Genomic DNA, 13,517 nt, shown 5'->3' with positions numbered 1-13,517 from the left:
GCGATCAGGCGCGGTCCGCCACGCGTTCGCCCAGCAGGCCCGAGGGACGCAGGGTCAGCACGAGGATCAGCACGATGAAGGCGAAGATGTCGGCGTAGTGGCTGCCCAGCACGCCGCCGGTCAGGTCGCCCAGGTAGCCGGAACCGATGGCCTCGATCAGGCCCAGCAGCACGCCGCCGAGCATCGCGCCGGCCAGGTTGCCGATGCCGCCGAACACCGCCGCGGTGAACGCCTTCAGGCCGGGCAGGAAGCCCATCGTGTGCTGCACGGTGCCGTAGTTGGAGGCCCACATCACGCCGGCCACCGCGGCCAGCGAGGCGCCGATCACGAAGGTCGCGGAGATCACCATGTCGGGACGCACGCCCATCAGCGCGGCCACGCGCGGGTTCTCGGCGGTGGCGCGCATCGCGCGGCCCAGCTTGGTGCGATGCACCAGCCACAGCAGGCCGCACAGCAGCACCACGGTGGTCGAGAGGATCAGCACCTGGGTCACCGTGATCACCGCCCCGCCGATCGGGATCACCTCGGTGGGCAGCAGCAGCGGGTAGGGCTTGGGATTGGGCTTCCAGATGATCATCGCGATCGTCTGGAGCAGGATGGACATGCCGATCGCGGTGATCAGCGGCGCCAGGCGGGGCGCGCCGCGCAGGGGCCGGTAGGCCACCTTCTCGATCGTGAAGTTGAGCACCGCGCAGACCACGATCGCGCACAGCAGCGAGATCAGCATCATCAGCCAGCCGGGCATGCCGGGCGCCAGCTCCTGCAGGAACGTCACCACGGTCCAGCTGGTCATCGCCCCCACCATCAGCACTTCGCCGTGCGCGAAGTTGATCAGGCTGATGATGCCGTAGACCATCGTGTAGCCCAGTGCCACCAGCGCGTACATGCTGCCGAGCACCAGACCGTTGATGATCTGTTGGAGAAAGATGTCCATCAGTCGGTCTCCAGGAAAAGTGAACGCGGGGCGGAGCAAAAACCGGACCCACCCCCGCGCGCCGACGGACGGCACGGCATGCGTCGGGCACGATTCCCACTCTAGGCCCAAACAGCGAGCCGGCAACGAGAGTCCCGCTGCCGGCTCGAGCAGACCGACACAGAGGATTTACGGGTTAACCCGAATCTTCCCCTCTTCGACCCGCAAAGTGGCGCGGATTGTATCCACGGGTCATGTGGTGAAAAATTCGGGGTTTACCCTTCTTTCTCCGTGAATCCAACAACGATTCGGGAGAATCATCGCCTTTTACGCGATTCCTCGTTCCTTTTGCGCAATTCTTCGAGTTTTTCACCGATGCGGATCTCCAGCCCGCGAGGCGCCGGCTCGTAGAAACGCAGGTCCTCGGGAATACCCTCGGGGAAATAACGCTCGCCCGCGGCGAAGGCGTCTTCCTCGTCGTGCGCGTAGCGGTAGCCCTTGCCGTAGCCCAGGTCCTTCATCAGGCGGGTCGGGGCGTTGCGCAGGTGCAGCGGCACGGGCCGCGTGCCGTCGCGCTTCACGAAGGCGCGCACGGCGTTGTAGGCGGCGTAGACGGCGTTGGACTTGGCCGCGACGGCCAGGTAGACCACCGCCTCGGCCAGCGCCAGCTCGCCCTCGGGCGAGCCGAGCCGCTCGTAGGTCTCGGCCGCATCGAGGGTCAGGCGCAGCGCGCGCGGGTCCGCCAGGCCGATGTCCTCGCAGGCCATGCGGATCAGGCGGCGCGCGATGTAGCGTGCGTCGACGCCGCCGTCGAGCATGCGCACCAGCCAGTACAGCGCGGCGTCCGGGTCGGAGCCGCGCACCGACTTGTGCAGCGCCGAGATGGTGTCGTAGAACTGTTCGCCACCCTTGTCGTAGCGCCGCAGCTGCTCGCCCAGCGAGCGCTCCAGCATCGCCTCGTCGATCTCCAGCACGCCCTGCGGGCCGCACATGCGCACCAGGTTCTCGTAGGTGTTGAGCAGGCGGCGCGCGTCGCCGTCGGCATAGCCGATCAGGCGGTCGCGGGCGGCGTCGGTCAGCCCCGGCGAGCCGAGCAGCGCGCGGGCGCGTTCGAGCAGCGCGCGCATGTCCTCGTCGCCCAGCGCCTGCAGCACGTGCACGGTGGCGCGCGACAGCAGCGCCGAGTTGACCTCGAACGACGGGTTCTCGGTGGTCGCGCCGATGAAGGTGAACAGCCCCGACTCGACATGCGGCAGGAAGGCGTCCTGCTGGGCCTTGTTGAAGCGGTGCACCTCGTCGACGAACACGATGGTGCGCCGGCCCTGGCTGCGCGCCACCTGCGCCTGCTCCACCGCGTCGCGGATGTCCTTGACCCCGCCCAGCACCGCCGAGATCTGGATGAACTGCGCGTCGAAGGCGTCGGCCATCAGCCGCGCCAGCGTGGTCTTGCCGACGCCGGGCGGGCCCCACAGGATCATCGAGTGAGGCTGCCCCGACTCGAACGCGGCGCGCAGCGGCTTGCCCGGCCCGAGCAGGTGCTGCTGGCCGATGACCTCGTCCAGGCTGCGCGGACGCAGGCGCTCGGCCAGGGGCATGTCGGGGGCGGCAGGCGGATCGGCGAAGGACAGCAGGTCGGACATGCACCCGATTGTCGCAGGCCGCCCCCAGCCGCGCGCGGGAACGAAAACTGCTGCCGCGGTTGCGATTCCCCGCACGACACCCTGGAGAGGCCCGGCATGTTCCCCCGTCCGCTGCGTCCCATCGCCACCCGCATCCGCACGCCCGCGCGGTCGCCCTCCGCCCCCCGCCGCCCGGGGCCGGCCGCCGCGTGCTGATGGGCACGCCGACCGCACCCCGGACGCGCGGCGTGCCGCGCTGGGTCGGGCTGGCGCTGCTGGTCGTCGCCACCGTCTTCCTGCTGCGCGCGGCCAAGCTGGTGCTGCTGCCGGTGACGCTGGCCGTGCTGCTGACCTTCGTGCTCGCCCCGGCGGTGCGGCGCCTGCGCGACCTCGGGTTGCCTGCGCCGGCCGGCGCCGGGCTGGTGCTGGTGTCGCTGGTCGCGGCGCTGCTGCTGTTCGGCAGCACGCTCGTCACGCCGGCGGCGACCTGGTGGGAGCGCGCCCCGGCCAACCTGCAGCAGCTGATGGAGGCGCTGGAGCGGCTGCGCGCCGCCCTGTTCGGCAACGGGCAGCCGGCCGCCCCTGCCGCCTCGCCGCTGGACGACGCGCAGCTGCAGGAACAGCTGCGCCACGAGGGCATGGCGCTGACGCGCGTCGTGCTGGGGCAGTTCTGGTACTTCGTGGTCTCCGCCGCCGCGACGGTCATCCTGCTGTTCTTCCTGCTGTGCACCGAGTACCACCTGGTGTGGCGCACGATGCTGGCGATCGGGCGCCCGCGGGTGCGGGCCCTGGTGCTGTCGGGCATCCGCGAGGCGCAGCGCGACATCGGCCGGTTCCTGACCACGATGACGCTGCTCAACATCGGGCTGGGCATCGGCACGGGCCTGGTGCTGCACGCCATCGGCCTGCCCAACCCGATCCTGTGGGGGACGCTGGCGGCGCTGCTGAACTTCGTCTTCTACATCGGCCCGGTGCTGATGGCCGTGCTGCTGCTGATGGCCGGCATCACCACGTTCGACCACGCCGGGCTGATGCTCGCGCCGGCGCTGGCCTACCTCGCGCTCAACGCGCTGGAGAGCAACCTGGTCGGCCCCTGGCTGATGGGCCGGCGCCTGCGCCTGAACCCGGTGTTCGTGTTCCTGTCGGTGCTGCTGTGGGGCTGGATCTGGGGCATGGCCGGCGCGCTGATCGCCGTGCCGATGCTGCTGGCGTTGCGCACCGTGTGCCGGCGCGTGCCGCGGCTGCGCGTGCTGTGCGGTTTCATCAACGAGGTCGACACCCCGCCGCAGCCGTTCGGGCCGCTGCTGGCGCGCCGCCCGCCGCGTTGAGCGCCTTCAGCGCGGCAGGCGCAGGCCCGGGTCGCGATCGCGCAGCGGCCGCCCCGGGTCGCGGGGTGCCGCCGGCGCGGGTTCGCGCGCGTCGGCGGGCGGGCCCGCCCCCAGCCCGCGCACGCAGTCCCCGCGCGCCTCGCGGGCCTGCGCGGTGCAGCGCGACATCTCGTCGCGCAGGCGCGGGTCGTTGAAGTCCATGAACGGGTCGCTGCGCGGGCGGGCGCCTTCGCTGCCCTCGGCGTGGCGCACCGCATCGGGCTGCACCACCGGTGCCGGCCCGACCTCCGGCGGCGGGCGGCCCGTCACGGGGGAGGACACCGGCTGGGCCAGCGCGGCGCCGGCCCAGACCCAACCGATCGCGGCGTGCCGCCAGGTCGTGTGCATCGCGGATCTCCTCGCGGCCCGATCTCAGAACTTGTACTTCAGGCCGATCGAGTACAGGTCCACGTCGTCGCGCCCGCCTTCGAAGCGGAAGCGGTAGCGGTCCCACTCCAGCACCGCAGCCCAGTCGCGCGACAGGTCCAGCGACAGTCCGGCACCGTAGCTCAGGCCGAAGCCGTGCGCGCTGCCGGTGTCGGCCCCGGACTGCGACGAGGCGCTGGTGTCGGTCCAGCCGTAGGTGGTGCCGAGCCGCCCCACCAGGCTGAACGAGGTCGACAGCGGCAGCACGCCGACGGCGCTGATGTTGATGCCCTGTGCCTCGGTCGATCCGCCATCGCGGTCGGCCTCGCCGACGTTGACGTAACCCACCTCCACGCCGAAGTTGGGCGTGGCCATGCCGCCCAGGGAGATCTTGCCGCCCCAGTCGGTGCGGTCGCAGCGGAAGCCCCCGCTGCAGGAAACGTCGAAGTCGCTGCGGCCGAGGTTGATCCCCAGGTAGCCATGCGTGGTGTGCGGAATCCAGGAGGGGCGCTCCTGCACGCGCAGGCCCTGCCCGTCCTGGGCCATTGCCGGCAGCGCCAGGGCGGCAAGCCCCCAGGCGCAGGCCGAACGGCGAAGACGACGTTGGCTCATTTCGGCTCCTTGCCGCACCCTGTGGCGGTGCGGACGGTGGTTGGCATGCCCCGGGACCGGCAAGCCGCGTGCCGCCGCCTTCGGTTTCAGCCCGTGGTCGCAGGCACGCGCGCGGGGGCCGCCACGCGAGGCGCTTGCAGCCCCAGGCGGCGGCGGAACCAGGCCACGGTCTCCTTGAGGCCGTCTTCCAGCGTGACGGCCGGCTGCCAGCCGCCGAGCCGCTCGCGGGCCAGGCCGATGTCCGGACAGCGGCGCCGCGGGTCGTCGGCCGGCAGCGGCCGGTGCACCAGGCGCGAGCGGCTGCCGGTCAGGCGCAGCACCGCCTCGGCCAGCTCCAGCACCGTGTGCTCGACCGGGTTGCCCAGGTTGACGGGGCCGACGAGGTCGGCGTCCATCAGCCGCACGATGCCCTCGACCAGGTCGTCGACGTAGCAGAAGCTGCGCGTCTGCTGACCTTCGCCGTAGATGGTGATGTCCTCGCCGCGCAGCGCCTGCACGATGAAGTTGCTGACCACCCGCCCGTCGCCCGGCTGCATGCGCGGGCCGTAGGTGTTGAAGATGCGGGCGATGCGCACCGGCACGCCGTACTGGCGGTGGTACGCCAGGCACAGCGTCTCGGCGCAGCGCTTGCCCTCGTCGTAGCAGGCCCGCGGACCCAGCACGCTGACGCAGCCGCGGTAGCCCTCGACCTGCGGGTGGATCTCCGGGTCGCCGTAGATCTCGCTGGTCGACGACTGCAGCAGCCGCGCCCCGCAGCGCCGGGCCGCATCCAGCAGGTGGTGCACGCCGGCCACGCTGGACAGCGTGGTGTGCACCGGGTCGCGCTGGTAATGCTCGGGGCTGGCGGGACAGGCGAAGTTGAAGATGCCGTCCGCGTCCAGCCGGCAGGTGCGGATCACGTCGTGCACCGTCAACGCGAAGCGCGGATGGCGGCGCAGGTGCCCGACGTTGAGCGGCGAGCCGGTGCAGAAGTTGTCCAGCGCGTGCACGCGGTGGCCCGCGTCCAGCAGCCGGTCGCACAGGTGGCTGCCCAGGAAGCCGGCCCCGCCGGCAACGGTGACGTCTCGAGGTCCCATGGCGGCTCGCTTGCGTTGTGGAGGTGTGGGCCTCGCGCAGCAAGCCCTGTGCCCCGCCGGCGGGCCGGCGCCCGTGCTATGCGCCGGCGATGCCGTGGGCGCGCAGCCGCTCGACGATGGCGTAGTTCAGCTCGCTGTGCAGCTGCTGCCGGCTGCACCCGGAAGGGTCGTACCAGGCCGCCAGCTCGAAGCTCATCGCGGCCCCCCCGATCGACAGCAGCAGCACCGCGGGCGCCGGTTCGCCGAGCACGCGCGGGTTGCTGCGGGCGGCCTCCTCCAGCAGCCGGCGTACCAGGCCGATGTCGGTGCCGGACGGGACGCTGACCGGCACGCGCAGCCGCACCGGGCGCTCCAGGTGCACCAGGTTGACCACGTTGTCGGTGATGAAGCGCTGGTTGGGCAGCAGGATCGCGATGTTGTCGTTGGTGACCACCGTCGTGCGCCGCGCGCCGATCTCCTGCACCACGCCCTCGACGCCGCCCACCTCGATGCGGTCGCCGACCTTGATCGGGCGCTCGAACATCACGATCAGGCCGGAAATGAAGTTGCTGAACACGTTCTGCAGGCCGAAGCCCACGCCCACGCCCAGCGCACCGGCCACCACGTTGAAGGTAGTGAGGTCGATGCCCGCGTTCTGCAGGATCACCAGCAGGCCGACGATCAGCACCAGGTAGCGCACGATCGAGCCGAACGCCTGGCGGGTGCCGAGGTCCATGTGCAGGCGCAGCAGCACGCGGTTGATCATCCACAGGCGCAACCGCGACGCCAGCATGAACAGCAGCACCAGCGCCAGCGTCAGCTTCAGCAGCGAGGTCAGCGTGAAGTCGGTGCCGCCGAACGAAAACAGGCGCACGTCGATGTCGTGCAAGGCGTTCTGCAGGGAATCCCAGCTCATCTTTGCAGTCAATGGCAAACGGAAGAACCGGCGCAGCCTAGCACCTCCGCCCGGGCCGGCGCGCCGTTGACAAACCGGCACGGGCATGGCATTTGCCCTCTTGTGACGCATCCGTCTTGCGAACCTGACCGTGCGCATCGTTTACGTCACCGAGACCTATCCGCCCGAACTGAACGGGGTCGCCCTGACCGTCGAGCGGACCGTGCGGCACCTGCGTTCGCGGGGCCACGAAGTCCAGCTCGTGCGCCCGCGCCAGCCGGGCGAGCTGGCGCGCCGCGACGACGAGGAGTGGCGCACGCGTGGCGCGCCGCTGCCGATGTACCGCGACCTGCGCTTCGGCCTGGCGCTGGCGCGCAGCTTCCGCGCACAGTGGCAAGGGCGCCGGCCCCAGCTGGTGCACGTGGCCACGCCCGGGCCGCTGGCCTGGGCGGCAGTGCGCGCGGCGCGCTCGCTGGGCATCGCGGTCACGAGCGACTTCCGCACGAATTTCCATCAGTACAGTCACTATTACGGCCTCGGCTGGGTCGAGCCGCTGGTCTGCGCCTACCTGCGCGGGCTGCACAACCGGACCCATCGCACCCTCGTGCCGACCCAGGCGGTGCGGCGCGAGCTCGCGCGCTGCGGCTTCGAGCGGCTGGTGGTGGTCGGCCGCGGCGTCGACGCCCGGTGCTTCTCGCCGCAGCACCGCAGCGCGGCGCTGCGTGCCGCATGGGGCGCACGCGACGGGACCCCGGTGCTGCTCTACGTCGGCCGGCTGGCCGCCGAGAAGAACGTGCCGCTGGCCTTGCGCGCCTTCGAGGCGGTGCGCCGGCAGCGCCCCGACGCGCAGATGGTGGTGGTGGGCGACGGGCCGATGCGGCGGCGCTGGGAGCGCGAGTTCCCGGCCGCCCGCTTCGTCGGCGCGTTGCGCGGCGAGGCGCTGGCACGCCACTACGCCTCGGCGGACATCTTCCTGTTTCCCAGCCTGACCGACACCTTCGGCAACGTGGTGCTGGAGGCGATGGCCAGCGGGCTGGCCGTGGTGTCCTACGACGCCGGTGCCGCCAGCGAGCACGTGGACGACCGCGACAACGGCCTGCTCGCCCCGCCCGGCGAGGAAGCCGCCTTCATCGACGCCGCGCGTTCGCTGGCTCTGCAGCACCCGCGCCTGGACTGGATGCGCACGCGCGCGCGCCAGGCGGCGCTGCACGCCAGCTGGCCGGCGGTGTTCGACCGCTTCGAGGCCCACCTGAGGGAAGCCGCCCATGCTGTGGAAACATCGGACGCCCGAAGCGCCTGCCCGGCTTGACCCGGGGCTGCTGCTGCGCGCGAGCCGCGCATCGTGGGCCGCGCGCGAACTGTCGTGGACCCGCCGCCTGCACCGCGGCGCGGATTTCCCCGCGCTGGTGCTGCTGCTGGCGGTGGTCAGCCGCCTCGGCGACGGCCTGCTGTGGTACGCCGGCATGGCCGTGCTGCCGCTCGTGGCCGGCGCGCGCGGCTGGGCCTGCTCGCTGCGCATGATGGTGCTGGGGCTGCTGAACCTGACGATCTACCTGCTGCTCAAGCGCTGGGCCAGCCGGCCCCGCCCCTACGTCGCCTGCCAGGACATCCGCGCCTGCGTGCGCGCGCTGGACCAGTTCAGCTTCCCCTCCGGGCACACGCTGCACGCGGTGGCCTTCTCGATCGTGCTGATCGAGTACTTCCCGGGCACGGCCTGGGTGCTGGTGCCGTTCACGCTGCTGGTGGCGCTGTCGCGCGTGGTGCTCGGCCTGCACTACCCGAGCGACGTGCTGGCCGGCGCCGGCATCGGCGCGTTGATGGCGTTCGGGGTACTGGCGCTGTTCTGACCCGCGCCGGCGCCGCCGCCCGGCACCCCCGCCGCGGCGGGCCGCAACCCGTCCAGCCAGGCGTCCACGAAACCCGCCACCGTGACGACGCGCCGGTATGCCAGCTCGCGCGCCAGCAGCTGCTGCCACGAACGGCGCACCGCCGCGTGGTCCGCGTCATGCGGGTGCAGCTCGAAGCGCACCAGCAGCGCCTGCTGCATCCAGCGGCCCTGCCACGCGTTCCAGGCCACCGACGTCGCTCGGCGCCACGCAGCGCGCGTCGAGTACACCACCGAGGGCGCGGCCAGCGCCGGCCCCTGCGGCAGCGCGTGCAGGTGGCGCAGCGTCGCGGTGTAGCGCAGCAGCGGCATCGCGCGCAGTGCCGACCAGGCGCCGCGCCCGAGCAGCCAGGCCGGCGCGACGAAGCCGTGCAGCGGCCAGCCGTTGGCCTGGAACCAGCGCGCGCCGGCGACCAGGCGCTGCAGGGCGGCTTCGTGCCCGAGCGCCGCGAACTCGCCTTCGCCGGCGGTGTAGCAGCGCCGCATCAGCCAGTCCACCGGGCCGAGGGGGCGCCCGTCGTCGCGATGCGTGTAGCCGTGCAGCGCGAGTTCGTCGCCCGCCTCCAGCCGGACCGTCAGCTGGGTGTCGAACGCCAGGCTGCGCGGCGCGCCGTGGTGGCGCGGCACCGCCAGCAGCGTCAGCGGCCCGGGCGTGAGCTCGCCCACCGCATCGAGCACGCGGCAGCACGCCGCCCAGGTGGTCGGCGCCACGTCGTGCAGCACGATGCACAGGCGCGGGTCCATGCGTTCAGGCCGGCCCGGCCGGCAGCGGCAACCGCCCGGACACGGCCTCGTCCTCGGCGCGCCGGCCGAGCAGGCGCCGGTAGCGGCCCATCAGCTGCGGCATCACGTGCTGCCAGTCGTACTGTTCGGCGCGCAGCCGTGCCGCCGCCGACAGCGCCCGGCGGTCGCGCGCGAAGCAGGCCTCGATCGCCTCGGCATAGCCCTGGGCATCCTGGCGCTGCACCGCGATGCCGACCTGCTCGTCGACCAGCTCGCCCAGCCCCTTGCGCGCGCTGGCGATCACCGGCAGCCCACAGGACATGGCCTCCAGCACGGACAGCCCGAAGGTCTCCTGGTCGCCAGCATGCACGAACGCGTCGGCGCTGGCCAGCACGTGCGCGAGGCGCAGGCTGTCGTGCTCGAAGCGGCGCACGATCACGCGCGGCCCGGACGGCGGCGTCGGGCCCGCCCCCAGCGCCAGCAGCACGTACGGACTGCCCAGGCGGGCCACGGCCTGGCACAGCAGGTCCAGGCGCTTCTCGGGCGCGAAGCGGCCGGCGTAGACCAGCAGGCGCGCACGCGGCGGCAGCGCCAGCGAGGCGCGCCAGATCATGTCCTGCCGGCGCGGGTGGAACACCTGCGTGTCCACGCCGAGCGGCTGGCGCTCGACCGCCGGCACGCCGCTGTCGAGCAGCCGCTGGCGCATCGACTCGCTGGGCGCGAGCACCAGGTCGAAGCGGCTGTAAAGCTTGCGCACGTAGGCGCGCACCGGCCGGGCGGCCCACCGGCCGAAGGTGCGCACCGCAAGCTCCTCCAGGTCGCTGTGGCAGAACGCCGCGCTGGCCACGTGCAGCGAGCGCGCCGCGTCGAGCGCCGCCCAGGCCAGGCAGTACGGGTCGCCGGCCTCGATCAGGTCGGGCCGCAGGCGGCGCAGGATCTCCGCGCATGCCGCGCGCGCCACCGGCACCCGGTAGCCCTGCGAGAACGGCAGCGGCACGCCGGGCATGCGCACCATGCGCTCGGCGTCGGTCACCGGCGCGCCGATCGTGTGGCGCCAGTCGGTGTGCCGCATCAGCCACTGGCGCTTGGCCTGGATGTAGCGCCGCACGCCACCGCTGTTGGCGCTCCAGAACATCGTGACGTCGGCCAGGTGCGGCCCCTGTCTCGCATTCATCGTCCGACCTCCCTGCTGGCTCGCGGTCCGCCCGCGTCGCGGGACGACGCCGTCTGTGGCCCTCGCCCCCGGGGGCCATGCCGGCCCTCGCACCATCGCGGCGCCCACGGGGCGCCGTGGCGCTGGCGCGGCAAGCGCCATGCCCGCGGCAGGCACGTCGCCTGCCGGCATGCCAGGCCGCTGCATTCGACGGACGTGCGGCGGCACAGGTTCCGAAGGAGCAGCACATGCAAGGCCGCCCCACCCTCCACCCGGTCGAACCGCCCGCCGGCGAGCCGGTTCGCCGCCGCTGACCGGACGCATCGGCGATGGCCGGCAGCATGTCGTCCAAGGCGCAGGCCCCGTTGCGCGGCCCGGCACGGCGCACCGCCCGGGCCCTGGCCCGCACCCTCCAGCCGGCGCTGGTCTACGTCAGCGACGAGCAGCCGGGCTGGCAGCGGGTGCGGCGCGGCCGTGGCTTCGCCTACCTCGATGCCGCAGGCCGGCCGCTGCGCGAACGCGAGGCGCTGCAGCGCATCCGCCGCCTGGCGATCCCTCCGGCCTACACCGACGTGTGGATCTGCCCGCAAGCGAACGGCCACCTGCAGGCCACCGGCCGCGACGCGCGCGGCCGCAAGCAGTACCGCTACCACCCGGACTGGCAGGCGCAGCGCGATGCCGACAAGTTCGAGCGCATGCTCGAGTTCGGCCGGGCGCTGCCGCGCCTGCGCGCGCGCATCCGGCGCGACCTCGCCGCCGGCGGCCTGGCGCGCGAGCAGGTCATCGCGACGCTGGTGCACCTGCTCGACACCACCTTCGTGCGCATCGGCAACGACGAGTACGCGCGCCTCAACGGCTCCTACGGGCTCACGACGCTGCGCGACCGCCATGCGCGGTTCCTCGGCGGGGCGCTCCGGCTGAAGTTCAAGGGCAAGAGCGCAGTGGTGCACGAGATCGAGGTCGACGACCCGCGCATCGTGCGCATCGTGCGTCGCTGCCAGGACCTGCCGGGCCAGGAGCTGTTCCAGTACCTGGACGCGGACGGCACGCCGCGCAGCATCGGCTCGGCCGACGTCAACGACTACCTGCGCGAAGCGGCCGGCGCCGACTTCACCGCCAAGGATTTCCGCACCTGGCATGCGAGCGTGCAGGCGCTCGAACGGCTCGCGCGCTGCACGGCCGGCTCGCCGGCCGAGGCGCGCCGCCTGGTGCGCGAGGCGCTGGCGCACGTGGCGCGCCAGCTGGGCAACACCGTCGCGGTGTGCCGCAAGTCCTACGTGCACCCGCGCGTGCTCGCTTGCTTCGTCGAGGGCACGCTGGCCGACTCGCTGGCCTGTGCGGCCGGCCGCCACGGGGCGCGGGTGCCCGCCGCGCTGCGTGCGCCGGAGCGCAGGCTGATGGGGCTGCTGCAGCTGTGAGCGCCGCAGGCGCGGGACCGGGCACGGCGCGCGATAACCCCCGTCATGCACATTACGCATAGTTTGGGCGGCACTTCGCGCCTACAGTTCAAGGCACAGGTCCAGGGCACAGCCACGAGCTGACTTGCCCGCTGGATCGCAGGCCACGACGTACCCCGTCACCATCGAAAGGAAACAAGCGTGAGCAGTCTGTCCTACGTCCCCCCGAGCGCGGACAGTCCCTGGGGCACCTACCTCTCCCAGATCGACCGCGTGATCCCCTACCTCGGCCCGCTGGCGCGCTGGGCCGAGACGCTGAAGCGACCCAAGCGCGCGCTGATCGTCGACATCCCGATCGAGATGGACGACGGCACCGTACGCCACTTCGAGGGCTTCCGCGTGCAGCACAACCTCTCGCGCGGCCCCGGCAAGGGCGGCGTGCGCTACCACCCCGACGTCACCCTCGAGGAGGTGATGGCGCTGGCGGCGTGGATGACGATCAAGAACGCCGCGGTGAACCTCCCGTTCGGCGGCGCCAAGGGCGGCATCCGCGTCGACCCCAAGCAGCTGTCGATGAAGGAACTCGAGAAGATCACCCGCCGCTACACCAGCGAGATCGGGCTGATCATCGGCCCGCAGCAGGACATCCCCGCGCCGGACGTGAACACCAACGCGCAGATCATGGCGTGGATGATGGACACCTACTCGATGAACGTCGGCGCCACCGCCACCGGCGTGGTGACCGGCAAGCCGATCCACCTGGGCGGCTCGCTGGGCCGCGTCAAGGCCACCGGCCGCGGCGTGTTCGTCACCGGCCGCGAGGCGGCGCGACGCATCGGGCTGAACCTGGACGGTGCGCGCGTGGCGGTGCAGGGCTTCGGCAACGTGGGCAGCGCGGCAGCCGAGCTGTTCGCCGGTGCCGGGGCGAAGATCGTCGCGGTGCAGGACCACACCGGCACCATCGTCAACGCGCAGGGCCTGGACATGGCCGGGCTGATGGAGACGCTGCGCCGCGACGGCGGCATCGGCGGCTTCGCGCAGGCCGACCGCATCGACAACGAATCGTTCTGGGACGTCGATTGCGACATCCTGATCCCCGCCGCGCTGGAAAGCCAGATCACCGCCGAGCGCGCCAACCGCATCAGGGCCCGGCTGGTGCTCGAAGGCGCCAACGGCCCGACGCTGCCGACCGCCGACGACGTGCTCAACGAGCGCGGCATCCTGGTCGTCCCCGACGTGATCTGCAACGCCGGCGGCGTGACGGTCAGCTACTTCGAGTGGGTGCAGGACTTCTCCAGCTTCTTCTGGAGCGAGGACGAGATCAACGTGCGCCTGGACAAGATCATGGTCGACGCCCTGAAGAAGATCTGGGAGACGTCCGAGCGCCACAGGATCCCGCTGCGCACCGCGGCCTTCGCGGTGGCCTGCGAGCGCATCCTGATGGCGCGCCAGGAACGCGGCCTGTACCCCTGACGCCGGGCCGCGCGCCGGACGACGCGATCCGCCCCGTCGAACGGGGGCTTGTCCCTGCT

Annotated in this window: 13 protein-coding genes; 5 read left to right on the top strand and 8 right to left on the bottom strand. The window is 72.2% G+C overall.

Annotation, left to right across the window (positions count from 1 at the left end):
• Positions 1-4: 4 nt before the first annotated feature.
• Together IS481_RS05590 and IS481_RS05585 are read right to left on the bottom strand one after the other, a co-directional pair.
• Positions 5-934 carry a branched-chain amino acid ABC transporter permease gene (locus IS481_RS05590; RefSeq protein ID WP_104357547.1) on the bottom strand — a complete coding sequence of 310 codons (930 nt, stop codon included), beginning with the start codon at positions 932-934 and terminating at the stop codon, positions 5-7.
• Positions 935-1,230: 296 nt separating this feature from the next.
• Positions 1,231-2,553, bottom strand: a complete 1,323-nt coding sequence (locus IS481_RS05585; protein ID WP_104357546.1) for a replication-associated recombination protein A — start codon at positions 2,551-2,553, stop codon at positions 1,231-1,233.
• A gap of 194 nt (positions 2,554-2,747) precedes the next feature.
• On the opposite strand from IS481_RS05585, the gene IS481_RS05580 reads away from it, so the two are divergent.
• Positions 2,748-3,860, top strand: a complete 1,113-nt coding sequence (locus IS481_RS05580; RefSeq protein WP_132765517.1) for an AI-2E family transporter — start codon at positions 2,748-2,750, stop codon at positions 3,858-3,860.
• Between the two features lie 6 nt (positions 3,861-3,866).
• Here IS481_RS05580 and IS481_RS05575 read toward each other — a convergent pair whose 3' ends face one another.
• From IS481_RS05575 to IS481_RS05560, 4 genes are all read right to left on the bottom strand, one after another.
• The gene (locus IS481_RS05575; RefSeq protein ID WP_104357544.1) at positions 3,867-4,247 is read right to left on the bottom strand and encodes a hypothetical protein; all 381 of its coding nucleotides are present in this window, start codon (positions 4,245-4,247) and stop codon (positions 3,867-3,869) included.
• A gap of 24 nt (positions 4,248-4,271) precedes the next feature.
• A complete protein-coding gene (locus tag IS481_RS05570) occupies positions 4,272-4,877 on the bottom strand; it encodes a porin family protein (RefSeq protein ID WP_232529469.1) in 606 nt (201 codons plus the stop codon).
• Between the two features lie 86 nt (positions 4,878-4,963).
• Positions 4,964-5,953, bottom strand: coding sequence for a UDP-glucuronic acid decarboxylase family protein (locus tag IS481_RS05565; protein ID WP_104357542.1), 990 nt, complete (start codon positions 5,951-5,953; stop codon positions 4,964-4,966).
• Positions 5,954-6,029: 76 nt separating this feature from the next.
• Entirely contained in the window at positions 6,030-6,848 is an 819-nt protein-coding gene (locus tag IS481_RS05560) for a mechanosensitive ion channel family protein (protein WP_165908701.1), read from the bottom strand.
• Between the two features lie 130 nt (positions 6,849-6,978).
• Here IS481_RS05560 and IS481_RS05555 point away from each other — a divergent pair, with 130 nt between their 5' ends.
• Together IS481_RS05555 and IS481_RS05550 are read left to right on the top strand one after the other, a co-directional pair.
• Positions 6,979-8,136: a glycosyltransferase family 4 protein gene (locus IS481_RS05555; protein WP_104357541.1), complete on the top strand. Its 1,158-nt coding sequence runs from the start codon at positions 6,979-6,981 to the stop codon at positions 8,134-8,136.
• Positions 8,093-8,674, top strand: a complete 582-nt coding sequence (locus tag IS481_RS05550; RefSeq protein ID WP_104357540.1) for a phosphatase PAP2 family protein — start codon at positions 8,093-8,095, stop codon at positions 8,672-8,674. Before IS481_RS05555 ends, IS481_RS05550 begins: the two co-directional genes overlap by 44 nt.
• Here IS481_RS05550 and IS481_RS05545 read toward each other — a convergent pair.
• Both IS481_RS05545 and IS481_RS05540 read right to left on the bottom strand, forming a co-directional pair.
• Positions 8,602-9,456: a DUF2334 domain-containing protein gene (locus IS481_RS05545; RefSeq protein ID WP_104357539.1), complete on the bottom strand. Its 855-nt coding sequence runs from the start codon at positions 9,454-9,456 to the stop codon at positions 8,602-8,604. The two genes, IS481_RS05550 and IS481_RS05545, sit on opposite strands and share 73 nt — an antisense overlap.
• Positions 9,457-9,460: 4 nt before the next feature.
• Positions 9,461-10,609, bottom strand: a complete 1,149-nt coding sequence (locus tag IS481_RS05540) for a glycosyltransferase (RefSeq protein ID WP_232529468.1) — start codon at positions 10,607-10,609, stop codon at positions 9,461-9,463.
• A 308-nt stretch (positions 10,610-10,917) separates the two neighbouring features.
• Here IS481_RS05540 and IS481_RS05535 point away from each other — a divergent pair, with 308 nt between their 5' ends.
• Together IS481_RS05535 and IS481_RS05530 are read left to right on the top strand one after the other, a co-directional pair.
• The gene (locus IS481_RS05535) at positions 10,918-12,006 is read left to right on the top strand and encodes a DNA topoisomerase IB (protein ID WP_232529467.1); all 1,089 of its coding nucleotides are present in this window, start codon (positions 10,918-10,920) and stop codon (positions 12,004-12,006) included.
• Between the two features lie 180 nt (positions 12,007-12,186).
• Positions 12,187-13,458: a Glu/Leu/Phe/Val family dehydrogenase gene (locus tag IS481_RS05530; RefSeq protein WP_104357537.1), complete on the top strand. Its 1,272-nt coding sequence runs from the start codon at positions 12,187-12,189 to the stop codon at positions 13,456-13,458.
• The last annotated feature ends 59 nt before the right edge of the window (positions 13,459-13,517 follow it).

This window comes from Caldimonas thermodepolymerans (assembly GCF_015476235.1).
Lineage (GTDB): Bacteria > Pseudomonadota > Gammaproteobacteria > Burkholderiales > Burkholderiaceae_C > Caldimonas > Caldimonas thermodepolymerans.
The sequence above is the reverse complement of the archived record's forward strand: the minus strand, read 5'-3'. Positions and strand labels throughout refer to the sequence as shown.

Excerpts from the sequence above, each read along its gene's own strand:
- IS481_RS05575 (WP_104357544.1), bottom strand. The coding sequence starts at position 4,247 with ATGCACACGACCTGGCGGCACGCCGCGATCGGTTGGGTCTGGGCCGGC.
- IS481_RS05535 (WP_232529467.1), top strand. The coding sequence starts at position 10,918 with ATGGCCGGCAGCATGTCGTCCAAGGCGCAGGCCCCGTTGCGCGGCCCG.
- IS481_RS05560 (WP_165908701.1), bottom strand. The coding sequence starts at position 6,848 with ATGAGCTGGGATTCCCTGCAGAACGCCTTGCACGACATCGACGTGCGC.
- IS481_RS05570 (WP_232529469.1), bottom strand. The coding sequence starts at position 4,877 with ATGAGCCAACGTCGTCTTCGCCGTTCGGCCTGCGCCTGGGGGCTTGCC.
- IS481_RS05590 (WP_104357547.1), bottom strand. The coding sequence starts at position 934 with ATGGACATCTTTCTCCAACAGATCATCAACGGTCTGGTGCTCGGCAGC.
- IS481_RS05565 (WP_104357542.1), bottom strand. The coding sequence starts at position 5,953 with ATGGGACCTCGAGACGTCACCGTTGCCGGCGGGGCCGGCTTCCTGGGC.
- IS481_RS05540 (WP_232529468.1), bottom strand. The coding sequence starts at position 10,609 with ATGAATGCGAGACAGGGGCCGCACCTGGCCGACGTCACGATGTTCTGG.
- IS481_RS05580 (WP_132765517.1), top strand. The coding sequence starts at position 2,748 with ATGGGCACGCCGACCGCACCCCGGACGCGCGGCGTGCCGCGCTGGGTC.
- IS481_RS05585 (WP_104357546.1), bottom strand. The coding sequence starts at position 2,553 with ATGTCCGACCTGCTGTCCTTCGCCGATCCGCCTGCCGCCCCCGACATG.
- IS481_RS05545 (WP_104357539.1), bottom strand. The coding sequence starts at position 9,456 with ATGGACCCGCGCCTGTGCATCGTGCTGCACGACGTGGCGCCGACCACC.
- IS481_RS05550 (WP_104357540.1), top strand. The coding sequence starts at position 8,093 with ATGCTGTGGAAACATCGGACGCCCGAAGCGCCTGCCCGGCTTGACCCG.